At 68.5% G+C, this 22,660-nt stretch carries 19 protein-coding genes; 9 read left to right on the top strand and 10 right to left on the bottom strand.

Translation table 11 applies throughout. The annotated features are described in order from the left end of the window. Positions 1 to 21: 21 nt before the first annotated feature. Both AB0M65_RS27755 and AB0M65_RS27750 read left to right on the top strand, forming a co-directional pair. Entirely contained in the window at positions 22 to 2,535 is a 2,514-nt protein-coding gene (locus tag AB0M65_RS27755; protein WP_364033574.1) for a glycosyltransferase, read from the top strand. Then, positions 2,528 to 3,616 (top strand): glycosyltransferase family 1 protein, encoded by a 1,089-nt coding sequence (locus tag AB0M65_RS27750; RefSeq protein ID WP_364033571.1) that lies wholly within the window; start codon positions 2,528 to 2,530, stop codon positions 3,614 to 3,616. Before AB0M65_RS27755 ends, AB0M65_RS27750 begins: the two co-directional genes overlap by 8 nt. A 369-nt stretch (positions 3,617 to 3,985) precedes the next feature. Here the strand turns inward: AB0M65_RS27750 and rfbD are convergent, their stop codons facing one another. Beyond that, on the bottom strand, positions 3,986 to 4,858 hold the full coding sequence (gene rfbD / locus AB0M65_RS27745; RefSeq protein ID WP_364033568.1) for a dTDP-4-dehydrorhamnose reductase: 873 nt from the start codon (positions 4,856 to 4,858) through the stop codon (positions 3,986 to 3,988). 3 nt (positions 4,859 to 4,861) lie between these two features. Further along, positions 4,862 to 5,845 (bottom strand): dTDP-glucose 4,6-dehydratase, encoded by a 984-nt coding sequence (gene rfbB, locus AB0M65_RS27740; protein WP_364033597.1) that lies wholly within the window; start codon positions 5,843 to 5,845, stop codon positions 4,862 to 4,864. A gap of 151 nt (positions 5,846 to 5,996) precedes the next feature. Between rfbB and AB0M65_RS27735 the strand changes: the two genes are divergently transcribed. From AB0M65_RS27735 to AB0M65_RS27725, 3 genes are all read left to right on the top strand, one after another. Further along, positions 5,997 to 7,529: an LCP family protein gene (locus tag AB0M65_RS27735; RefSeq protein WP_364033565.1), complete on the top strand. Its 1,533-nt coding sequence runs from the start codon at positions 5,997 to 5,999 to the stop codon at positions 7,527 to 7,529. Positions 7,530 to 7,618: 89 nt separating this feature from the next. After that, complete coding sequence (locus AB0M65_RS27730) at positions 7,619 to 8,968, top strand: LCP family protein (protein WP_364033562.1); 1,350 nt, start codon at positions 7,619 to 7,621, stop codon at positions 8,966 to 8,968. A 10-nt stretch (positions 8,969 to 8,978) separates the two neighbouring features. Beyond that, entirely contained in the window at positions 8,979 to 9,686 is a 708-nt protein-coding gene (locus tag AB0M65_RS27725; RefSeq protein WP_364033559.1) for a TIGR03089 family protein, read from the top strand. A gap of 68 nt (positions 9,687 to 9,754) precedes the next feature. On the opposite strand, the gene AB0M65_RS27720 is transcribed toward AB0M65_RS27725, so the two are convergent. Then, a complete protein-coding gene (locus AB0M65_RS27720) occupies positions 9,755 to 10,180 on the bottom strand; it encodes a DoxX family protein (RefSeq protein WP_181776925.1) in 426 nt (141 codons plus the stop codon). Between the two features lie 200 nt (positions 10,181 to 10,380). Here AB0M65_RS27720 and AB0M65_RS27715 point away from each other — a divergent pair, with 200 nt between their 5' ends. Then, positions 10,381 to 10,623, top strand: a complete 243-nt coding sequence (locus AB0M65_RS27715; RefSeq protein WP_364033594.1) for a hypothetical protein — start codon at positions 10,381 to 10,383, stop codon at positions 10,621 to 10,623. Here the strand turns inward: AB0M65_RS27715 and AB0M65_RS27710 are convergent. Further along, a complete protein-coding gene (locus tag AB0M65_RS27710; RefSeq protein WP_364033555.1) occupies positions 10,571 to 10,999 on the bottom strand; it encodes a hypothetical protein in 429 nt (142 codons plus the stop codon). The genes AB0M65_RS27715 and AB0M65_RS27710 overlap by 53 nt on opposite strands. Before the next feature lie 145 nt (positions 11,000 to 11,144). Beyond that, on the bottom strand, positions 11,145 to 12,317 hold the full coding sequence (locus AB0M65_RS27705) for an acyl-CoA dehydrogenase family protein (protein ID WP_364033552.1): 1,173 nt from the start codon (positions 12,315 to 12,317) through the stop codon (positions 11,145 to 11,147). 104 nt (positions 12,318 to 12,421) lie between these two features. On the opposite strand from AB0M65_RS27705, the gene AB0M65_RS27700 reads away from it, so the two are divergent. Next, positions 12,422 to 14,071: an AMP-binding protein gene (locus AB0M65_RS27700; protein ID WP_364033549.1), complete on the top strand. Its 1,650-nt coding sequence runs from the start codon at positions 12,422 to 12,424 to the stop codon at positions 14,069 to 14,071. A gap of 70 nt (positions 14,072 to 14,141) precedes the next feature. Here AB0M65_RS27700 and purE read toward each other — a convergent pair whose 3' ends face one another. The 5 genes from purE to AB0M65_RS27675 all read right to left on the bottom strand — a co-directional run bounded on the left by purE (position 14,142) and on the right by AB0M65_RS27675 (position 19,412). Further along, positions 14,142 to 14,639: a 5-(carboxyamino)imidazole ribonucleotide mutase gene (purE, locus tag AB0M65_RS27695; protein WP_364033546.1), complete on the bottom strand. Its 498-nt coding sequence runs from the start codon at positions 14,637 to 14,639 to the stop codon at positions 14,142 to 14,144. Positions 14,640 to 14,720: 81 nt separating this feature from the next. Next, positions 14,721 to 15,905, bottom strand: coding sequence for a 5-(carboxyamino)imidazole ribonucleotide synthase (locus AB0M65_RS27690; protein WP_364033543.1), 1,185 nt, complete (start codon positions 15,903 to 15,905; stop codon positions 14,721 to 14,723). Between the two features lie 13 nt (positions 15,906 to 15,918). Then, positions 15,919 to 17,124, bottom strand: a complete 1,206-nt coding sequence (locus tag AB0M65_RS27685; RefSeq protein ID WP_364033540.1) for a glycosyltransferase 87 family protein — start codon at positions 17,122 to 17,124, stop codon at positions 15,919 to 15,921. Then, complete coding sequence (locus AB0M65_RS27680; RefSeq protein ID WP_364033537.1) at positions 17,099 to 18,460, bottom strand: glycosyltransferase 87 family protein; 1,362 nt, start codon at positions 18,458 to 18,460, stop codon at positions 17,099 to 17,101. The genes AB0M65_RS27685 and AB0M65_RS27680 overlap by 26 nt, the downstream gene beginning before the upstream one ends. Before the next feature lie 79 nt (positions 18,461 to 18,539). Next, positions 18,540 to 19,412 (bottom strand): GGDEF domain-containing protein, encoded by an 873-nt coding sequence (locus AB0M65_RS27675; protein ID WP_364033591.1) that lies wholly within the window; start codon positions 19,410 to 19,412, stop codon positions 18,540 to 18,542. 257 nt (positions 19,413 to 19,669) lie between these two features. Here AB0M65_RS27675 and AB0M65_RS27670 point away from each other — a divergent pair, with 257 nt between their 5' ends. Next, complete coding sequence (locus tag AB0M65_RS27670; protein ID WP_364033534.1) at positions 19,670 to 21,955, top strand: sigma-70 family RNA polymerase sigma factor; 2,286 nt, start codon at positions 19,670 to 19,672, stop codon at positions 21,953 to 21,955. Positions 21,956 to 21,964: 9 nt separating this feature from the next. Next, positions 21,965 to 22,465, top strand: coding sequence for a GtrA family protein (locus AB0M65_RS27665; RefSeq protein WP_364033531.1), 501 nt, complete (start codon positions 21,965 to 21,967; stop codon positions 22,463 to 22,465). The last annotated feature ends 195 nt before the right edge of the window (positions 22,466 to 22,660 follow it).

Below are 22,660 nucleotides of genomic sequence, written 5' to 3'. Positions count from 1 at the left end.
TCGAGTGCAGGGAGTACGGCTTTGGCGCAGGGGGAAACGCAACCGGTCGTCTCGGTGGTCGTGGTGAACTATCGCGGGGCGGCCGACACCGTCACCTGCCTGCGCGCACTGGCTGAACACGATTACCCGAACCTCGAGGTCCTCTGCGTCGACAACGCCTCCGGTGGTTCCGACGTCGCCGAGATCAAGGCCGCCGTCCCGGGCGTCAAGCTCGTCGAGTCGCCGGTGAACTCGGGCTTCGCGGGCGGCTGCAACCTCGGCGCGCGGCACGCCACCGGCACCGTCCTCGCCTTCCTCAACAACGACGCGCGCCCCGCGCCCGGCTGGGTGCGCGCGGCGGTCGCCGAACTGCGTGTGCGGCCGAACGTCGCCGCGGTCGCCAGCAAGGTCCTCGACTGGGAAGGCACCGGCACCGATTTCGTCGACGCGGGCCTGACCTGGTTCGGCATGGGTTACAAACGCCACGCGGGCAGCCCGCTCGCCGACGTCCCGGCCGCCGAGCACGAGATCGCCAAGGACGTCCTGTTCGCCACCGGTTCGGCGATGTTCGTCCGCGCCGGGGTGTTCGCCGAACTCGGCGGGTTCGACGAGCGGTTCTTCATGTTCTACGAGGACGTCGACCTCGGCTGGCGGCTGAATCTCCGCGGCTGGCGCGTCCGGTACGTGCCCGAATCACTGACCTATCACAAGCATCACGCCACCATGTCCACAGTGGACGCCCCGGACTCCGGCCGCGAGACGTTCCTGCTGGAGCGCAACGCCTTGGCCGCGTTGTACAAGAACCTCTCCGACGAAACGCTGTCGCGCGCCCTGCCCGCCGCCCTGGCACTGGCCGTCCGGCGGGCGACCGCGCGCGGCGACCTCGACGCCACTCAGTTCGACCTCGCCCAAGGCGTCGGCCCGGCCGAAACCGGTCCCGTCGAGGTACCGAGGACCACGCTCGCCGGAGTGCTGGCAATCGACCAATTCGTCGAGTTGCTCCCGTCGCTCGCCGCATCGCGCGCCGCCGAGCAGGCCGCCCGCGTCCGCACCGACGCCGATCTGCTTCCCTTGCTGCGCAAGGCTTTGGAGCCCGCGTACCCACTGCCGCGCTATCTCGCCGCGCACGACATCCTGGTCGAGACGTTCGGCATCGACGCGCTCTTCGGGCAGCACCGCAAGGTCCTGGTGATCACCGGTGACGCGATCACCGAGCGGATGGCCGGCCCGGCGATCCGCGCGTGGAACATCTCCGCGACCCTGTCCGCGGAACACGACGTCCACCTGGTGACGGTCAACCCGCTCGCCGACCCGCCACCCGCGCCGTTCCGCGTCAGCGCGGCGACGCGGCGCGATCTGGAGACCCCGATCGCCTGGGCCGACATCATCATCCTGCAGGGCCACGTGCTCGAACTCGCGCCCGCGCTCAAGAAGCAGTACGCGCACAAGATCGTCGTCGCGGATTTGTACGACCCGATGCACCTGGAACTGCTCGAACAAGGCAAAGGCGTCGCCGACGACAAGCGCGCGAAGGACCTCATCGGCGTCACCAAGGTCCTCGACGCACAGCTCGAACGCGGCGACTTCTTCCTGTGCGCGTCCGAGCGGCAGCGGCACTTCTGGCTCGGGCATCTCGCCGCGATGGGCAGGCTTTCGCCGCGGCTCTACGACGCCGATCCGACCACGCAGTCGTTGCTCTCGGTCGTCCCGTTCGGCCTTTCACCGCAGGCACCGGTCCGCACCGGCCCCGGCCTTCGGTCCACTTTGGACGGTATTGGCGAGACCGACCACGTCGTACTGTGGGCTGGCGGGGTCTACAGCTGGTTCGACCCGCTCACGCTGGTCCGCGCGATCGAGAAGCTGCGCCAGCGCCGCGGTGACGTCCGGCTGGTGTTCCTTGGGATGAAGCATCCCAACCCCGAGGTCGCCGAGATGGACATCGGAGCGCGCACGATGCTGCTTTCCGAAACCCTCGGGCTGACCGGCAAGCACGTGTTCTTCAACGAGCACTGGGTGCCGTTCGAGGAGCGCCAGAACTGGCTGCTGGACGCGAACTGCGGTGTCACCACGCATTTCGAGCACGTCGAGACCACGTTCGCCTTCCGCACCCGGGTGCTGGACTACCTGTGGGCCGGGCTGCCGATCGTCACCACCGACGGCGACGCGTTCGCCGATCTGGTCCGCGAGGAACGGCTGGGCGTCGTCGTCCCGGCCGAGGACGTGGACGCGCTGGCCGAGGCGCTGGAAAGGTCGTTGTACGACGAGGAGTTCGCCGCGGGCTGCGTCGAGCGGATCGCCGCCGTCGCCCAGCGCTACGCCTGGCCGGAGGCGCTGAAGCCGCTCGTGGAGTTCTGCCGGAACCCGCGCCCGGCGGCCGACAGACTACCCGGCTCGGCAGATCTGGTACTCACCGAACCCGTGCGGGGCAAGGAAATGCTGCGCCGCGACGTCGACCTGATCCGCGAGTACCTCGCCGACGGCGGCCCGAAGGAACTCGTGCGGCGCGTCGGCGGCCGGGTGGTCAAGGTCGCGAAGCAAAGGCTCGGCCGTGGCTGACCGCCCCTTGCGCGTCCTGCTCGACGGGACCCCGCTTCTCGGTGCCAGGACGGGTATCGGCCGGTACACGGTCGCGTTGTCCGAGGAGCTCGCTTCGATGCCCGAAGTGGACACTCGCGCCGTCGCGTTCACGTTGCGTGGCTGGCGACGTCTGCGGAAAGTGCTGCCGCACGGCGTGCAGGCCCGCGGGATGCCCGTGGCGGCACGCTTGCTGCGCAAGGCGTGGCTGCGATCCCAGCTACCGCCGGTGGAACTGTTCGCCGGGCCAACGGATGTCGTCCACGGCACCAACTTCGTGCTCCCCGGCCGCTTCCGCGCGGCGGGTGTGGTGACGATCCACGACCTGGCCTTTTTGGACGCTCCCGAAGAACTCGCGCCGAGCGATCACGAACTGCCGCGACTGGTCCGCCGGGGTGCCCGGCTCTCCGACGTGATCTGCACGCCGACCAACGCCGTCGCCGACCGGATCGCCGAACGGCTCGACGTGGACCGCCGCAAGATCGTGGTCACCCCGCTCGGCGTCAACCCGGCCTGGTTCACCGCCCGCCCGCCGGACAAGGAACGCCGCGAGGAACTCGGTCTCCCGGACAAGTACCTGCTCTTCGCCGGCGCCCCCGGGCCTCGCAAGGGTTTGCACTGGCTTCAGCAGGCACACGAAGCCGCGCCGGATCTGCCGGAACTGGTGTTCGTCGGCCCCGGCTCGTTCTCGGTGGGCTCACGTTCACGGCACGTCGGCTACCTGTCGGACGTCAACCTCCGGAGGGTTGTCGCCGGTGCGAGCGCGCTGGTGCTGCCGTCGCGCGACGAGGGCTTCGGGCTCCCGGTGCTGGAAGCGCTGGCATCGGACGTGCCCGTGGTGTGCACGGATATCCCGGCGCTGCGTGAGGTCGCCGGGAACTGCGCGAGCCTGGTCCCCTACGAAGACGTCGACGGGCTCGTGGAGGCGCTGCGGATCGCCGTCAGCGACCCGCACGCCGTCGCCACCTCGGCCGCCCGCCGGGCCCACGTCGCGAACTTCACCTGGCGCGCTTGCGCCGAACTCACCGTCGCCGCCTACCGCCAGGCCAGCACCCAGCACTGACCCCCACAGTTCCAGCGCCTCCATCCCGAGTCCCGCCCCCACGCACGCGAGTTACGCCCTCAAGCACGCATGTTCCGCCTTCAAGCACGCGAGTTACGCCTTCAAGCACGCATGTCCCGCCCCCAAGCACGCATGTCCCGCCTTCAAGCACGCGAGTTACGTCCCTAGGCACGCATGTTCCGTCTCCAAGCACGCCTGCCGCCCATCCACGCGCACTGTCCCGTGTACGGGAAGGGTGAATTCACGCGTCTGGCCAGGCAACTCGCGTGCTTGAAGGCGTAACGCGCGTGCTTGAAGGCGTAACTCGCGTGCCTGGGGGCGTAACTCGCGTGCTTGAAGGCGGAACACGCGCGATTGGGCGAAGCAGCGTCAGGAAGCGAAGTAGGCCTTCAGCGCATCGGCCCAGTCCCGAAGGGGCGTGAGACCGGCTTCGCGCCACGAAGCGTTCGACAGCACCCCGTACGCCGGACGCATCGCCGGACGCGGGAAATCCGCTGTGCTACAAGGCTTCACCCGCGCCGGATCCGCTCCCAGTTCCGCGAAGATCGCCTGCGCGAACCCGAACCACGTCGTCGACCCACCGCCCGTGCAATGCAGCACCCGCTGCGACGGCCCCTCACCAGAACTGACGCGACCAGCCAGCTCCAGCAGTCCGGCGGCCAGATCGCGCGACCACGTCGGCGAACCGGCCTGATCGTCCACAACGGACAATACGTCACGCTCTTTTTCCAAGCGTGCCATCGTCTTCACGAAGTTCGACCCGGTCTTGCTGTAAACCCACGACGTCCGCACGATCCATGAGCGCGCCCCGGAACCGAGTACGGCGTCCTCGCCGGCCGCCTTCGTCCGGCCGTACGCGTTGAGCGGCCCCAGCAGATCACCGGGCTCGTACGGCGACGTCGCGTCACCGGCGAAAACGTAGTCCGTCGACACGTGAATGAGCGGCACCCCACGCGACGAGCACGCCGCGGCGAGCACCCGGGGGCCGTCGGCGTTCACCGCGAACGCCCGCTTTTCATTGGTTTCCGCCGCGTCGACGGCGGTGTAGGCCGCCGCGTTGATCACCACCGGCGACTTCCCGGCCGCACGCGCCGCGTCCGCGAACGCGGTCACCGCGGCGACGACTTCCCTGGTATCGCGCAAATTCAGCTCCGCGGACGATGGCGTGACGGCGTCCGGCACCAGCCCCGCGATACCCTGCCCCAGCTGACCGGATCCACCCGGCACGAGAACACTCAGCAAGGGTCAGGCCTCCGCACGGTTCTTCAGCGGCTCCCACCACGACCGGTTTTCGGCGTACCAGGCGACTGTCTCGGCCAGTCCGTCCTCAAAGGACATTCGCGGCGCGTACCCCAGTTCCCGGGAGATCTTGGTGATGTCGACCGAGTAGCGACGGTCGTGACCCTTGCGGTCTTCGACCGGCTCGACCGACTCCCAGTCCGCGCCGACTGCGGTCAGCAGCCGTTCGGTCAGGCCGCGGTTGGTCAGTTCCGTGCCACCGCCGATGTTGTAGATCTCGCCGGGCCTGCCACCGTCGGCGACGAGCTGGATACCGCGGCAGTGATCGTCCACGTGCAGCCAGTCACGCACGTTGAGGCCGTCGCCGTACAGCGGGACCTTCTTGCCGTCGAGCAGGTTGGTCACGAAGAGAGGAATGACCTTCTCCGGGAATTGGTACGGACCGTAGTTGTTCGAGCACCTTGTGACACAGACAGGCAGTCCGTGTGTGCGAAAGAAGGACCGTGCCAGCAGATCCGAGGACGCCTTCGACGCCGAGTACGGCGAATTCGGCTCCAGCGCGTGGTCTTCCGACCAGGAACCCTCGTCGATGGACCCGTAGACCTCGTCGGTGGACACGTGCACGAACTTCCCGACCTCAGCCTCGAGCGCGCCCTGCAACAGGGTCTGCGTCCCGAGCACGTTCGTCAGCACGAAGTCCACGGACCCGGCGATCGAACGGTCCACATGGGACTCGGCGGCGAAGTGGACGACCAGGTCGATCCCACGCATCAGCTCGCTGACCAGGCCGGCGTCGCAGATGTCGCCCTTCTCGAACCGGTAGCGCGGGTTCTTGCTCACCGGCGCCAGATTCGCTTCGTTACCCGCATAGGTCAGCTTGTCGAGCACGATCACCTCGGCGTCGGCCAAACTCGGGTACGCCCCGCTCAGCACCTGCCGCACGTACTGCGAACCGATGAACCCGGCACCCCCGGTGACCAGCACCCGCATCGCGCGATCCTCCTCATACGACTTCCCGGACCGGCCGAGTGTGTCACGACCGGGACAACCTTCCACCAGCCTACGGACGTCTGACACGAGGATCAGTAGAGTTGTATGAGTGGCACGCGTGTGCCCTGGGGAGATTCGTGGAGGACCGCACGTGACCGAGTGGCCCGGGCCACCCATTCCGGCGCGCCGTAGCGGCGTCGTGGTGTTCGCCCGTCGCGGGGTGAAGGTCGTGTTCAGCCTGGTCTCGATCACGATCCTGGCGCTGACCTGGTGGGGCTGGCAGTTCATCGGCGACCCGTCGAAGGGGTTCGCGACCACCAACATCTTCGAGGACAACGGGCATCCGCCGGCGAAACCGCTGGACGGCGCGATCGACATCCTCCTGGTCGGCCAGGACAGCCGTACCGACGCGCAGGGCAACCCGCTGCCGCGCGAGGTTCTCGACATGCTGCACGCCGGCAACTCCGACGGCGAACGCCAGACCGACACGATGATCCTCGTGCACATCCCGCAGAACGGCAAGAAAGCCGTCGCGATCTCCTTCCCCCGCGACTCGTGGGTCGAGATCACCGGCGGTTTCGGCAAACACAAACTCAACAGCGCCTATGTGTACGCCTACAACGACACGTCGAAGGCACTGCAGCAGCAGGGCAACGCGGACCTCAAGGACGTCGACGCGAAAGCCAAGGACGCCGGCCGCAAGAACCTGATCGCGACGCTGGAGAAGTTCATCGGCAAGCCGAAGATGATCGACCGGTACGCCGAGGTGAACCTGTCGAGCTTCTACGAGATCACCAAGGCGATCGGCGGCGTCGACGTCTGCCTCAACGGCCCGGTCAAGGAACGGAAGTCCGGCGTCGACCTGCCTGCCGGGCGGCAGGCAGTCGAGGGCGTCCAGGCGCTCGCGTTCGTCCGCCAGCGGTACGACCTGCAGAACGGCGACCTCGACCGGATCGCGCGGCAACAGGCCTTCCTGTCCGGGCTGGCGAACAAGGTCCTGTCGACGGATGTCCTGACCAACCCGGCGAGGATCGCGGACCTCATCGAGGCGGTGAAGAAGTCCGTCGTGCTCTCGGCAGGCTGGGATCTGCCGGAGTTCGCCGCTCAAATGCGCGGCCTGACCAGCGGCAACGTCGAGTTTCACACGATCCCGACCCAGGGCGACGCGATGATCGGTGGCGCCGCCGTGCTCCGGGTGGACCCGGCGCAGGTGCAGGCCGAGGTCACCCGCCTGACCTCCGACGGGCAGACGCCCCCCACCGAGACCTCGGCCAAGCTGCCGGGCGCGGAAGCGGTGACCGTCGAACTGTTCGACGGATCCGGCTCTGCCACACTTGCCGCGGACACCCGAAATCTGTTGCAGAGCAAGGGTTTCAAGCTCGCCGCGGACACCAAGCTCAGTACGCGTAACTCCACGGTCATCCGGTACGCGCCCGGCGACGAAGACGCGCTCGCCCTCGTCAAGCAGGTCTTCGGCACCGCGGTGCAGGCCGAGGCGGATCGCGACGTCGCGCCGGGCAAGGTGCGGGTCCTGCTTGGCAAGGACTTCAAGGGAACGTCCGCCGGAGCAGGCGGCGAGACCACGTCCCCGCCGCCCCCGAAGTCGGCTCAGCCGCCCTCCAGCGCACCGGCGGCACCCAGCACGACGCCGATCGTCGCGGGCAATGTGCCCTGCGTCAATTAATGTCCGGGTACTCAGCGTGGCCATACTCGTAGTGGCCTAGCCTTCTCCTACGATCGGAACAGTGGCAGCACCAGGGGAGGTGAACAGGGATGGGCAGCGAAGACAAGGACGACAGCGAGCGTCCGGAGCAGCCGGTCGAGGACGAATCGAAGCCGGACGACACGGCCGAATCGGACACCGAGAGTGACGAAAAGCCCCGCTTCGTCCCCACGCCGTACCCTCGCACTCCCTCGACCGGAACGGACCTCCCCCAGCCGTCCAACCCGGTCGAAGACGAACCCACGTCGGGCGTCTTCGACGTGCCCGAGCGCCCGCTGCGCCGCGCCGGCCGGATCACCCGGCGGATCGCCCTCGGACTGGTGTCGCTGCTCGCACTCGGCACGACGGGCTACGCGTACGTCACCAAGGACCAGTTGCAGGACAACGTCCCGACGACCAACGCGCTGAGCAGGCCGGACGACCCCGCCGCGCCGCCCGCCGACGACGGCGCCACCGACATCCTGCTGGTCGGCAGCGACGCGCGCACCGACGCGCAGGGCAACCCGCTGCCGCTGAGGGTCCTCAAGGAACTGCGCACCGAGGAGAAGGCGGGCGTCAACACCGACACCATCATCATCCTGCGCATCCCGAAGAACGGCGGGAAGCCGTCCGGCGTCTCGATCCCACGCGACACCTGGACCGACATCCCCGGCCGGGGGAAGAACAAGATCAACTCGGCCTACGGCGCCGCGAAGACCTCCTACGCGAACGCCCACCGCGGCGGATCCGACCAGGCGAAACTCGAACGCGATTCCGATCAGGAAGGCCGGAAGGCACTGGTCCAGACCGTTCAGGACCTGACGCAGATCCGCATCGACCATTACGCCGAGGTCAACCTGCTCGGGTTCTATCTGCTGACCGAGGCGGTGGGCGGGGTCAAGGTCTGCCTGAACCACGCCACCGAGGACAAGGACTCCGGCGCGAACTTCCGGCGCGGGGAACAGACCGTCTCGGGCGGCGAAGCGCTTTCCTTCGTGCGCCAGCGGAAGAACCTGCCGCGTGGCGACCTCGACCGCATCGTGCGGCAGCAGACGTTCCTGTCTTCGGCGCTGCGCCAGGTACTTTCGGCGGGCACGCTGACCAGCCCGTCGACGATGAGCGGCCTGATGGACGTCGTGCGCCGGTCGATCGTCCTGGACGATGGTCTGGACCTGCTGGAGTTCGCACAGCAGGCGAAGGGGATCGCGTCGGGCGACCTGACTTTCACGACCATCCCGGTGGTGAACATCAACGGGCGCAGCGCGGACGGCCAGAGCATCGTCGAGATCGACCAGACGGCCGTGCGGGCCTTCGTCACCGGGCTGGTGGGCCGCGGTCCCGCCGGTGGCGGCGGAGCGGCGGGGGCGGCGAGTGCGGCGGCACCCCTGCTCGCCGCGTCGAGTGTTCCCTGCGTGAACTAGCGTTGGGGGCGTGAGCCTCACCGAACTGCTGCTGCGGCCCCTGCTCGGGTCGCCCGCGAAACCGCTGATCACGCACTACGACGACAAGCAGGGCAGCCGGGTCGAGCTGTCCGTGGCGACCACGGTGAACTGGGCCGCCAAGACCGCGAACTGGCTGGTCGACGAGTTCGACGTCGAACCGGGTGACGAGGTCGCCGTGCTGCTGCCGTCGCACTGGCAGACCGCCGGCGTACTGCTGGGCGCCTGGTGGTGCGGCGCGAGGGTAGTGACGGAGACCGCGGGCGCGCGGGTCGCGTTCGTCGCGCTGGACGGCGTTTCGGCCGCTTCCGCGACCGCCGTCGTCTCGCTGCACCCGATGGGCCTCGGGCTGCCTCCCGGCTCCGTGCCGGACGGGGCACTCGACTACCTGACCGAGGCACGGCTTTCTGGCGACCAGTTCAGCCCGCTGTCACCCATTCCCGGCGACACTCCCGCACTCGGTTCGTCCACTGTGGATGAAATACTGGCCGAGGCTCGTTCCCGCGCTTCGGTTTTGGGACTGTCCGGCGAGGACCGCGTTCTGTCCACTGTGGAATGGTCCGGCGTGGAAGGGATTCTCGCCGGGTTCCTGACGCCCCTCGCCGCCGGTGCGCATCTGGTCCAGGTCACCGACGCGGATCCGGCCAAACTCGCTTCCCGGCGCGAAGCCGAGCGGACTACCGCGGATCTCCCCTCCTGACGCGTCAGGAAAGGGTCTTTCAGGACAGTTTTCGTCCTGAAAGACCCTTTACTGACATGCGCGTGGGGTCAGGCGTCCTGAAGCTGCTTCGCCTCACGCTTGCGTCCGAAGAGCACGTGGTCGAGCGAGAACTTTCCAGCGTTGAAGCCGAGCGCGAGCCCGGCCACCGCCAGGACGAGGACGAGTTCGTAGCCGCCCTGACCGGTCAAGCCGTTGTCGAGGTGCACCGAGAGCAGAGCACCGACGGAGACCACGACGAAGCCGAGGCCCACCAGCGGCGTCAGGAAACCGACGATGAACAAGATGGCTCCCACGATCTCCACCGCGATCGCGAAGATCGCGGCGAGCGTCGGCAGCGGGATGCCTGTCTGCTCGAAGAACTTCGCGGTGCCGTCGATCCCGTTTTCCCACTTCTGCAGGCCGTGTGCGAGGAAGACCACACCGACACCGATCCGGCCCAGCAGGAGGGCGACATCCTTGAAACGAGCGAACATCGGGTATCAGCTTTCTGGTCGGTGAATATTCAACTTACCGGGATCACGGTAAGACACCGGGTGCCTCCGGCGGCACCTCCGGAGCGTGATCGACAGGTATCCGACAGGAACCGAACACCTTCGGCGGCATGTCCTCTGCGGAATGCCTCGGGGGTTATTTCCCCCGTACGGCGCGTCCGGCAGGCAGAATCTCCAGCGTGATGGATGGACGCCTGGTCGGCCTGTGGTCGGATCGCGTGCTGTATCCGAGCGATGTCGAGTCCGCCGAACTGGCGTTCCGCGCCGACGGCTCCGGGTGGCTCTACTGGTCCAGCCTGCTGTCGCTGGACCGCCCGCTGAACGACCACCTCGCGGGGTCACGGTTCGCGTGGGTCGAGAAACCGGAATCGCTCAGCGATCCGTCCGCCGACGCTCCGCGGCCAGATCCGACCAGCCGCCGCTGATCGCCAAAACCTTCAGCACCCGCTCGGCCTGTTCCGCGAAGCCTGCCAGATCCGCGTGCAACAACGCGATCCGCTCGGCGTCGAGCGGGACCTCGTCGTCGGCCCACAGCTCGATCACCGTGCTGACGGTGAACACGAGGAACTGGATGATCCGGATGAACTCCTCGGACGGCTCGGCGACGGCCTTGCGGTAGCCCGTCTCGATCTCGTCGCAGGCCGAGACCAGCTCGCGCAGCGGCTTGACGACGTCGGCCGCCGTCCCGTCCCACGCGGCCGACGGCCACGCGCGATCCCCCAGCTCGAGCCACAACCGCCAGCCGGCGATCAGCTCGGCCTCGTCGTGCGGTGTCCACGACACCGGAGCGGACCAGAACATCCTTTGAGAGTGACACCGTCGGCCCATGATCGCCGTACTTCCGTGAAGCATCTCACCGAGGCCCGATCTCACACGCCTTTAGTCCTCTGGTTGCGGTAGTTGCACGCGCAAGGACCGCAACCAGTCCTCTACTTGCGGGAAGCCGTCAGCCCTTGAGCAGGGCCCGCGCCATCACCATGCGCTGGATCTGGTTGGTGCCTTCGTAAATCTGGGTGATTTTCGCGTCGCGCATCATGCGCTCCACCGGGAAGTCGCGCGTGTAGCCCGCGCCGCCGAACAGCTGCACGGCGTCCGTCGTCACCGACATCGCGATGTCCGACGCGTACGCCTTCGCGGCCGCGGCCATGTAGCCGCCGCGCTTGTCGCCGCGTTCGGTCGCCGCGGCGGAGGCGTAGACGAGGTTCCGGGCGGCCTCGATCTTGATGCCCATGTCGGCCAGCATGAACTGGACGCCCTGGAACTCCGCGATCGCCTTGCCGAACTGCTTGCGCTCCTTGACGTACGCGATCGACGCGTCGAGGGCGCCCTGCGCGATGCCCAGCGCCTGCGCGCCGATGGTCGGGCGGGTGTGGTCGAGGGTGCGCAGCGCGGTCTTCAGGCCGGTGCCGGGTTCGCCGATGATGCGGTCGGCCGGGATGGTGCAGTTCTCGAAGTGGATCTCGCGGGTCGGCGAGCCCTTGATGCCGAGTTTCCGCTCCTTCGAGCCGACGGTGAAGCCGGGGTCGTCCTTGTGCACGACGAACGCGGAGATGCCGTTGGCCTTCTTCTCGGCGTTGGGGTCGGTCACCGCCATCACGGTGTACCAGGACGATTCACCCGCGTTGGTGATCCAGCACTTGGTGCCGTTCAGCACCCAGTGGTCACCGTCGAGCTTCGCGCGGGTGCGCATCGAGGCGGTGTCCGAGCCGGCTTCGCGCTCCGAAAGCGCGTACGACGCCGACGCCTCACCGGAGGCGATCGACGGCAGCACCAGCTTCTTGAGGTCTTCCGACGCCGAAATGATGATCGGCACCGTGCCCAGCTTGTTGACCGCCGGGATCAGCGACGCCGACGCGTCGACGCGCGCGACCTCTTCGATCACGATGCAGGCGGCGATGGCGTCCGCGCCCTGGCCGTCGTAGGCCTCACTGATGTGCACGGCGTTGAAACCCGACTTGACCAGCGCGTTGTATGCCTCGATCGGGTAACGCTCGTCCTCGTCGACCTCGGCCGCGTACGGCTCGATTTCCTTCTCGGCCAAGGCACGGACCGCGGCCCGCAGCTCTTCGTGCTCCTCGGCAAGCTGGTACAGACCCGGGCCGTCAGACACCTTCGTCACCTCTTCTAACGCGAATGAGAGTTCGACCGATGTTAGCGCTCGTTCACATTGTGCGACATCGCGAGTGCTTGTGTCTTTGGCCGCAAAGTCCGTACGTTCGGGTGATGCAGCTCACTCCGCTCCCCCGGTCACTCGACTACCCCGAGGTCCCGGTCGGCTCGGTTTTGGCCGGCGCCGCCGCCCGCTGGGGTGCACGCACCGCCTTCGCCCACGGAGACCAGAGCCTCACCTTCACCGAGACGTACAGCGCGGCCTGCCGGTTCGCGAACGCGCTGCGTGCCGAGGGCATCGGGAGAGGCGACGTCGTCGCGCTCCACCTGCCCAACTGCCTGGCGTACCCGGTCGCGTACTACGGGACGCTGCTCGCGGGCGCCACCTTCAGCCCGGCGAACCCGCTGCTCCCGCCGGACGACCTCGCGTTCCAGCTGGCCGACGCCGGCGCGGTCGCCGCCGTCACGGTCGGCCCGGTCGCGCGGGTACTCGCCGCGGTCCGTGACCGGACGTCGGTCCGGCTGAGCATCGTCGTTCACCCGCCCGAAGCACTGGGTGAGGGAGAGGTCGAGTTCACGGAGTTCTGCTCCCGCCACTCCGACGAGCGACCGGACGTCGAGATCGACATCTACCGCGATCTCGCCCATCTGGCGTACACCGGCGGCACCACCGGTCGCTCGAAAGGGGTCTGCCTGCCGCATCGGAACGTCGTGGTCAACAGCCTGCAGACTTCGTGCTGGCGCCTCGGCGCGCTACCCGCGCTCGACGCTTCCGGCGAGGTGATCGTCGAGCAGTACGGCGAACCGGACGAATGGCCGTCCCGGATCGGCACCGGGATCGCCCTCAACCTGACGCCGTGGTTCCACGCGATGGGCACCATCTCCGCGCTCAACGTCCCGCTGCTCGACGGCGGCACCGTCGTCCTGCACGACCGCTTCGACCCGGCCGCGTACGTGGCCGACGCCGAGCTGCTGCGGGTCACCACCATCGGCGGCGCGCCCGCGCTGTTCGCGGCCCTGCTCTCCTGCCCGGCGTTCCACACGGCCGACCTGTCGTCGGTGCTGACCATCGGCTCTGGCGCGGCGCCCATGCATCACGAGATGATCCGCGCCCTGCGGAACCGCTTCCCCGGCGTGCTCATCATCGAGGGCTATGGCCTCACCGAGGTCACCATGGGTGCGGTCATCGCGCCGTCCTACCGCTCGGCCACCCGCAAGGTCGGCTCGGTCGGCCTGCCGCTGCCCGACACCGAGGTCAAGATCGTCCCGGCCGAAGGCGGCGAAGACCCGTTGCCCATCGGGGAACGCGGCGAGGTGTGCTTGCGCGGACCGCAGGTGATGATCGGCTACCGCAACCGGCCCGAGGAGACCGCGGCCGCACTCGTCGACGGCTGGCTGCACACCGGCGACGTCGGCGTCCTCGACGAGGACGGCTACCTGTCCATTGTGGACCGCAAGAAAGACATGTTGCTGTACAAGGGATACAACGTCTTCCCCCGCGAACTCGAAGAACTGCTGATCACCTTGCCCGGCGTCTCGGCTGCGGCCGTCGTCGGCAAACCGGACACCGAGGTCGGCGAGCTGCCGGTCGCTTTCGTCGTGCGCAGCGACGAGAACGTTTCCGCCGAGCAGCTCATGGAAGCGGTCAGCGAACGGGTCCTGCCGTACAAACGCCTGCGGGCCGTCCACTTCGTCGACCAGATCCCGGTGTCCGCCGCCGGGAAGGTCCTCAAACGAGAGCTGCGGAAGCAACTCGCCGACTGACCCACCGCGTTCAGTCCTCTGGTTGCGGTAGTTGCACACGCAAGGACCGCAACTAGAGGACTAATCGCGATCAGCCTTCGACGCGTTTACGCAGTGCGGCGTCCTTGTCGAGGACGAGCTGCTCGAGATCCGCCTGGAAGCGGGCCATCTTCGCCTGTAGCCCGTCGTCGGAAGCGGCGAGGATGCGCACCGCGAGCAGGCCCGCGTTCCGTGCCCCGCCGACGGAAACCGTCGCGACCGGGACACCGGCGGGCATCTGCACGATCGACAGCAGCGAGTCCATGCCGTCGAGGTACTTCAGCGGCACCGGCACACCGATCACCGGCAGCACCGTCGCCGAAGCGACCATGCCCGGCAGATGCGCGGCCCCGCCGGCACCCGCGATGATCACGCGCACGCCACGCGAAGCGGCCGACGTCGCGTAGTCGAGCATCCGCCGCGGAGTGCGGTGCGCCGAGTAGACGCCGACCTCGTACTCGACACCGAACTCGGCCAGCGCCTGCCCGGCCGCCTCCATCGTCGGCCAGTCCGAGTCGCTGCCCATGATCACGCCCACCTGCGGCGACATGTCCACACTCCAAGTTCTCTACGGTGAACCCGCGATAGCGGGGCCGGTTCACGCTTATGGTCTCAGCTCCGCCGACAGGCTCTAGTGAATCTCGTAGCCGTCGAGCCAGACGGCGTGGGAAAGCCAGTGCGCGGAGAGCAGCGCCCGGTCGCGCAACTCCTCCATGCGTTCGCCGACGAGGTTGACGTGCCCGAGCTTGCGCCCGGGGCGTTCTCCCTTGCCGTACAAGTGGACGCGGATGTCCGGGTAACGCGCGAACAGGTGGTGGAGACGCTCGTCCGGCCCCATTTCGGGGGCTTCGGGCGCGCCGAGGACGTTCGCCATCACGCAAGCGGGGGCGATCAGATCGGTCACGCCGAGCGGGTAGTCGAGCACGGCACGCAGGTGCTGCTCGAACTGCGAGGTCTTCGAACCGTCCTGGGTCCAGTGCCCGGAGTTGTGCGGGCGCATCGCGAGTTCGTTGACCAGCAAGCCTTTGTCGGTTTCGAACAGTTCGACGGCGAGCAGTCCGGTCACGTTCAGCGTCGCGGCGATCCGCAGCGCGAGGTCCTGTGCCTCCTGCGTGCGGGCGATACCCAGCCCCGGCGCGGGCGCGAGCACCTCGGTGTTGATCCCGCCGGACTGCACGGTCTCCACCACCGGCCACGCCGCGCCCTGCCCGAACGGGGACCTGGCCACCAGCGCGGAAAGTTCGCGCCGCATGACGACCTTTTCCTCGACCAGCAAAGGAGTTCCGGTCTTGATCAGCTCGGGCACGGTCTCGCGTGCCTGCTGCGCGGTGTCGAGCATCCAGACACCGCGGCCGTCGTAACCGCCCTGCGCGGCCTTGAGCACGACCGGCCAGGAGTGCTTGTCGCCGAAGGAGATCACATCGTCCACAGAGGACACTTCGGCGAAGTCGGGGCCGGGGACCCCGAGACCGGCCATCATCTCGCGCATGATGAGCTTGTTCTGCGCCATCGACAGCGCGGCCGGATCGGGCCGGATCGTGACGCCTTCCATCGCGAGCGTCAGCAGGTGCTCGCCGGGAACGTGCTCGTGGTCGAAGGTCAGCACGTCGACCCCGGCGGCGAACGAGCGCAACGCTTCGAGGTCGGTGTGGTGGCCGTGCACGACCTCGCCCGCGACGAGGCCGGCGGATTCGTTCTCCCCGGCGGCCAGCACGCGCAGGGACTGGCCGAGGGAGATCGCCGCCTGGTGGGTCATCCTGGCCAGCTGTCCGCCGCCAACCATGCCCACGATCGGAAGACCGGTTCGTTTGTCCATAACGCGGATGAGATTACTTGGCCGCCACCGCCGCGACCTGGGCGGACCCGCGCCGCAGTTCCCGGACGGCCAGTCCTGTGATGGCGATCGCAGCGGTAAGGACGTAGACGTTGCCGAGCAGCGACCAGCCCAGCCCCCAGCCGAACTCGGTCTCCCCGCCGTTCGGCACGAACATGATCAAGCCACTCGCGAACAGCATCGCGACACCCACGGCCGGAACCCACGATCGGCGGATGACGAGCAGGACGAGCAGCGGCACCGTCCACACCCAGTGGTGTGACCAGGACACCGGCGAGAGCAACAGTCCGTAGAACGCGGTCACCAGCAGCGCGCCGACCGGGTCACCGCGGCGATGCAGGCGCACGACCAGCCAAACGGCGGGGACGGCCAGGACGGCGGCAAGCGCGATGGCCACCGTCAGTGACCACGGCGCGAGCTCCGAAGCACGGTTCACCAGGCCGTTGAGTGATTGGTTGAAGATCCAGTGCACGGAGCCGACCCGGCTGGGGTCGGTGGCCGATTCGGTCCAGAAGCGGACGGCGTCGCCGGGGATCACCGCGAACATCACGGCTTCGAGGACGACGAACGTGCCGAGTGCCCGCAGCGCGTCCTTCCACCGGCCGGTGAACAGCAGGTGGGGCACGAAGATCAGCGGGGTCAGCTTGATCGCGGCCGAGATCCCGATCAGCACCCCCGCCCAGCGTGAACCGCGTGCCGACAGCACCAGGACGTCGAGGACGACCAACGCCATCAGGATGAGGTTGATCTGCCCGAGGAAGAGCGTCTTCCACACCGGCTCCAGCGCCAGCGCCCCGGCCGTGGCCAGCGGCAGGACCCACCATCGGGTGATCGGGGCACCGCAGGCCCGTGCGACCACGCTGATCACGACACTCAGGCAGACGAGCGAGAGCGCGCCGACGACGCCCCAGGTCAACCCGGCCGGGACGATCGCGAGTGGCAGGAACAGTGGCGCCGCGGCCGGCGTGTAGGTGAACGGCAGCAGCACCCATGGCGGCAGCGTCGTCAGCGCCTCACGCGGGTAGAGCGGCTCGCCCTTGAGCAGGGTGAGCGCGCCGGCCCGGTAGACGGCGCTGTCCGCGCCGAGGTGCCATTCGCCGAGCCAGGCCACGGTGCCCAGCGCGAGCATCGCCAGTGCGAGCGCACCCGCCAGTGCGATCCCGGCGACCCGCGGCTCAGCCGCCGGTCGCGGCTTCAGCATGCTCGCCGTCTTCCACAGCCCCTGCTCGCCGCTTCTTCCGGCGCAGGTACCACCAGCGCCCGGCGAGCGCGACCGCCAGCACCAGCGGCATGAAGATGTACGCGCTGCCGAGGATGTTCTGCCACACCTTCCAGTGCAGCTCGACGTTGCGGCCGTTCGGCAAGATCAGCAGCACACAGCTGATGAAGACGAAGAACACCGCGAAGGTGCCCAGCCAGCGTTTCCACGCGGTGGCGGGAGTGGTCTGCGGCAGGCGCGAGACCAGCAGAACGACCAGCGGCGCCACCCAGACCCAGTGGTGTGTCCAGGAGATCGGCGAGATCAGCAGGATCCAGAACGCCGTCACCAGCATCGCCGCGAGCGCCTGGCCCTTGCGGTGGAAGCGCAGCACCAGCCAGATCGCCGGGATCGCGAGCAGCGCGCCGATCCCCATCGCCGCCTTCGACGCCCAGGGCGCGAGTTCGGTGAAGCGGTTCATCAGCGCGTTCAGCGACTGGTTGCCCGCCCAGTGCACCGGGCCGATGCGCCCGGTGTCGGGCAGCGTGTAGGTCCAGTAGCGCGCCGCGTCGTGCGGGATGACCACGAACATCAGGCCCTGCAGCACGATGAACGTGATGAGCCCGCGGACGGCGTCCATCCGGCGGCCGGTGATGAACAGATGCCCGAGGAAGACGATCGGGGTGAGCTTGATCGCGGCCGCGACGCCGACCAGCACGCCACCCCAGCGGCTGCCCCGCGCGCCGATGACCAGGATGTCGAGCATCACCAGCGCCATCAGGATGATGTTGATCTGACCGAGGAAGACCGTGCGCCACACCGGTTCGAGACCGAGGAAGACGAGGAAGAACGCGATCGTCGAGCGAGCGGGTGACGCCCACCAGCGGGGACCGTCGGTCGAGGGCTTCGGCAGCGCGCCGATGGCGATCCGGACGCACAACGCCAGCGCGAACAGCGAGACCGCGGTCAGGAGCCCCCAGGCGACCTGCGTCGGAACCAGCGCGAGCGGGATGAAGAACAGGGCGGCCGTCGGCGGGTAGGTGAACGGCAGCAGCGCCCACCAGGGTTCCACCGGAAGCGTGTTGGCGTCGTAGAGCGGGTCGCCGTTCAGCAGTGTCTCGGCGCCGGCGCGGTAGACGGCGCTGTCGACGCCGAGCACCCATTCGTGCTGCCAGCCCCAGATGCCGAAACCGATCGCGACCAGCGGGATCACCAAGAGGATCAGGATCGATCTCGGCCGGACGGACAAGCGGGCGAGCGACCTGCGCAACGAGAGGCGATGTTGCGGGCGGCTCGCCGAAACGTCGCCGTTCGCATCGGCGGGAACAGTCCGGGTCACGGAACCAGGAAATCATGAACCGGGTCTTGCCACCTCGACTGGGTCGCCCGTGACCAGGAGAACGTCTTGCGCTAGCCCGCTACGAACGCGCGAGAGAGGTGAGCAGATCGCACGCCTGGTCGTAAGTCGCCGGGAGCCGGACGGTCGAAATCCGCGGCCTGCCGGTGTCATGGAGCTGGGCATCCACCGAAAGCCGCTCGTTAAGCGCCCTACGCAGCGCGACGCCCGATGAAGCGAGTCTGGAGTCCTTCGACACCAGCGCACCCGCTGTCGACGGCCCGAGTGACGCGACGCTTTCTCCGCCGTCGAACACCTGCTTCAGCGCGTCCGCGACCAGGATCATCCCGGTCAGCCGAGGCCAGCCCGCGACCGAGCTGAAGTCCATCGAGACCACCAGCAAGGTGTGCGCCTCCGCGACCGGCCGCTCGTCGCGACGAGCCTGGCGGTACAGCTCACTCAACCGCGTCCGCAGATACGCGGCCGTGGGCAGTCCGGTCAGCGGTTCGACCACTTCGGTGTTCACGAGCTGATCGGTCGCGACGTCCGCCCAAGCCAGCGCTGTCACCCGGAGTAACCGGGAGGGCGTGGAATCGACGTCCGGGGCCAGGAATCCGTCCACCGCGTCCGGGTCGGCGAGCACGGCGTGCAACGCGGCGAGGTCCGCGAGTGTCTCCGCCAGCCCGGCACCCGCCGCGGCACGTGCCCGGCCCAATCCCGCGAGAGCCGTCTCCGCCACCTCGGCGGTGACCACTCGGCCGTTCTTGATCACCGCCGCGCAGACGGCATCGACCTCCGGGAGGCCCCAGTCGCTGGGGAAACGCCAGCCCGCGGCCAGACTGGCCGTCCGCCAGCGGGCTCGCAGGGCGCGGAGCGAGCGATCTCGTTCGAACCGGTTCCAGGCGGCTTGCCCGTCGGGTTCCCCGGACGGCGCACCGGTCGCCGGTACCTCCACTGGCCACCGCCCCTTCCGTCCGATCTTGTCGATCTTGCCGATCGCTTCACGGTGGGGACGCTGGCCCAGGCCGGGCGTGACGGCGTTTTCCAAGGATCTTTCCGAACTCTTCGGTAACCCGGAGCGGGTGAAGCTGCTGGGCTCTCCGGGTCATCGGCGGTACCGCGAGGTGACGTACGTCGCCTAGTCCGTCACACTGAGCCTGTTCGGGCGTCAGGAAGAGTAGAACCCGCCGGACCAGCAGATGAAGGAGTCCCGTGTCGACCGTTCCCGCCGATCTCTCCGGTAGGAGTGACGCCGAGCTGATCGCCGAGGTGCGCGACGGGAAAATCGCGTCGTACGGAACGCTGTACGAGCGTCACTCCAGCGCGGCGCACAACCTCGCCCGACAGCTCGCCAGGTCCAGCTCCGAGGCCGACGACCTCGTTTCGGAAGCCTTCGCGAAGGTGCTCGACACCCTGCGTGGCGGCAAAGGCCCGGACACCGCGTTTCGCGCGTACCTGCTGACGGCCCTCCGGCATACCGCCTACGACAAGACGCGTAAGGAAAAGCGCCTCGACCTCAACGAGGACATGTCCGACGTCGGCGGTGCCGTCGGCGAGGCGCTGACCGTTCCCTTCTCCGACACCGCCGTCGCCGGGCTTGAGCGCACGCTCGCCGCGAAGGCGTTCGCACGGCTGCCCGAGCGGTGGCAGGCGGTGCTGTGGCACACCGAGATCGAGCAGCAGAGCCCCGCCGAGGTCGCGCCGCTGCTGGGGCTGACCGCGAACGGTGTCTCCGCGCTCGCCTACCGGGCCCGCGAGGGTCTGCGGCAGGCGTATCTGCAGGTGCACCTGGCCGAGAACTCCGGTGAACGCTGCCGGGCGAGTGCGGACAAACTCGGCGCGTGGACCCGCGACGGCCTTTCGAAGCGTGAGCGCACCCAGGTGGAGAACCACCTGGACGAATGCGAGAAATGCCGTGCGCTGGCCGCGGAACTGGCCGACATCAACGGCGGTCTGCGCGGGATCATCGCGCCGATCGTGCTCGGTGGCGCGGCTCTCGGCTACCTGGCCACCGCCGGGGCAGGCAAGGCGGCCGCGGTCACCGCGGTCGCGACGGCCACCGCCGCGGGTTCCGGTTCGGGTGCGGCGGCCGGTGCCGCCGCGGCCGGACCGCGCCAGTTCGCCGGAGTGGCCGGATCCAGCGCGGCGATCGTCGCCGCCGTCGCGGTGGCACTGGCCGCCGGTGGCGGTACCCAGGAGATTCCGGCGGCGGCGGCCGTCCCGCCGCCCGCCGCGGCTCCCGCCCCCGCCGTCCCGCCGCCGCCCCCGCCCCCGGTGGTCCCGCCGGCGCCTCCCGCTCCTCCGGCGCCTCCCGCTCCTCCGGCCCCTCCTGCTCCTCCCGCGCCGCGGCAGCCGCCTCCCGCGGCGCCGCCTGCCGCTCCTCCGGCCGTTCCTCCGGCTGAGCCCCCGCCGCCCGCCGAACCGCCCGCGTCGTCTCCTGCGATCCCGGCGCCGCCGGTGATGACGGCGTCGGCCCCGGCCGGGGGCGTCCACCTCCAGCCGGGTGAGGACACAAACCTGCCGATCACCGTGCGCAACGACGGCGGTTCGAAGTCCGAACCCGTCGCTGTCTCGCTGAACTTGCCGAAGGGCGTGACGGCCGTTCCCGCCGGCGGTGGTGGCGCGATGGGCGTCTCGGGCTTCCGGCGACAAGCGGCGCCCACGCCGATCGCGGTGAACTGCCCCGGCGGCACCGGCACGGTGACCTGCAAGACCGGGACCGGACTCGAACCCGGACAGTCCGCGGTGCTGACGTTCCGGCTGCGTGCCGACGAAACGGCCGAAGCGGGCAGCGTGGTGACCGGTTCGGTGACGGCGGGTGCGCGGATCAAGGTGTCGGTCGCGGTGAAGCTCACCGTGAAACCGCCGCCGGACGACCTCGACCTGCGGGCCGAGAGTGACGGGCTGTCGGCGTTCCCGTGGACCCGCAACCCGCTGGTGATGATCCGCGTCAAGAACACGGGCAAGACGACGAAACCGGTGACGATCACCCTCGATCACCGTGTGTCCAGCTCGTGGAGCGTGTACGGCATCCCGTGCCACCCGACCGGCGAAGGCGCTTCATGCACTTCGCGCGGCTCGCTGACTCCGGGACGTCAAGTGAGCCTGTGGGTCCGGTTGAAGGGCCGCCCGGCCGACAACCTCCCGGTGACGGTGAACGCCACCCTCGGTGTCGCGAAGGCGAAGCCGGTCGAGGTCTACTTCGGTTGCTGGCACCACTGGTGCGACGACACGCCACTGCTTCCGCCGACCACTCCGCCTTCGCTGCCTTCGGTCACTTCGACACCTTCGAAGCCTCCGTCCACGTCGGAGACGACGAAGCCAGGGCGGCCCGAATGGCCTTCTCCGTCGAAGAAGCCTTCGCCGTCCGCGACGCCTTCGGAACCGGCGAAGCAGGAGCCCGCCCCGCCGCACGCGACCACGAGCGCGCCACCGCGGCCCGGTAAGTCGAAGCCCGCGGTCCAGCCCGACGGGATGATCGGCGGGTCCTTTCAGTAGCCTGCCCGCATGCTGGGGAAACACCGGGAGTTGCTGCGTTTCGCCGTTGTCGGGGGCGCGAGTTTCGTCATCACGATGACGATCACCTACGGACTGAAGTTCACCGTGCTGACCGACAAACCGGTGACCGCGCTGATGATCGGCGTCCTGGTGGCGACCGTTTTTTCGTACGTGGCGAACCGCGAGTGGTCCTTTCGTACCCGCGGCGGCCGTGAACGGGCCCATGAGGCGGCACTCTTCTTCCTGCTCAGCGCCATCGCACTCGGGCTCAACGCGCTTCCGCAGCTCGTGTCGCGCTATGTGCTCGGCCTGGAGCAGCCGCACGTCGGGCTGCTGACGCAGGAGATCGCGGACTTCGTGAGCGGCGTCGTCATCGGGACGCTGCTGGGCACGGTATTCCGGTGGTGGTCGTTCAAAAAGTGGGTATTCCCGGAGGCCGGTGCGCGGCCGCGGCTGCTCCGGGGTGGCGGCCGGGGCACTTCCGAGGTCCGGGACGACCGCGCGGCCTGAAGTGACAGCAAAGGTCCCTTGCTCTCTTTCCGCAGGTCAGACGGCTAAGTGATAGCAAAGGTCCCTTGCTGTCCCGGCAGGCGATAGCGCGGGGTTCAAGTACATGAAGGCCCCCTTCCTTGCGCCTAGCGCAAGCAAGGGGGCCTTCATGTACTTGGGAGCGCCGAACCGCCCAAAGGGTCATATAACACTCTG

This window comes from Amycolatopsis sp. NPDC051071 (genome assembly GCF_040682875.1).
Classification (GTDB): domain Bacteria; phylum Actinomycetota; class Actinomycetes; order Mycobacteriales; family Pseudonocardiaceae; genus Amycolatopsis.
The sequence above is the reverse complement of the archived record's forward strand: the minus strand, read 5'-3'. Positions and strand labels throughout refer to the sequence as shown.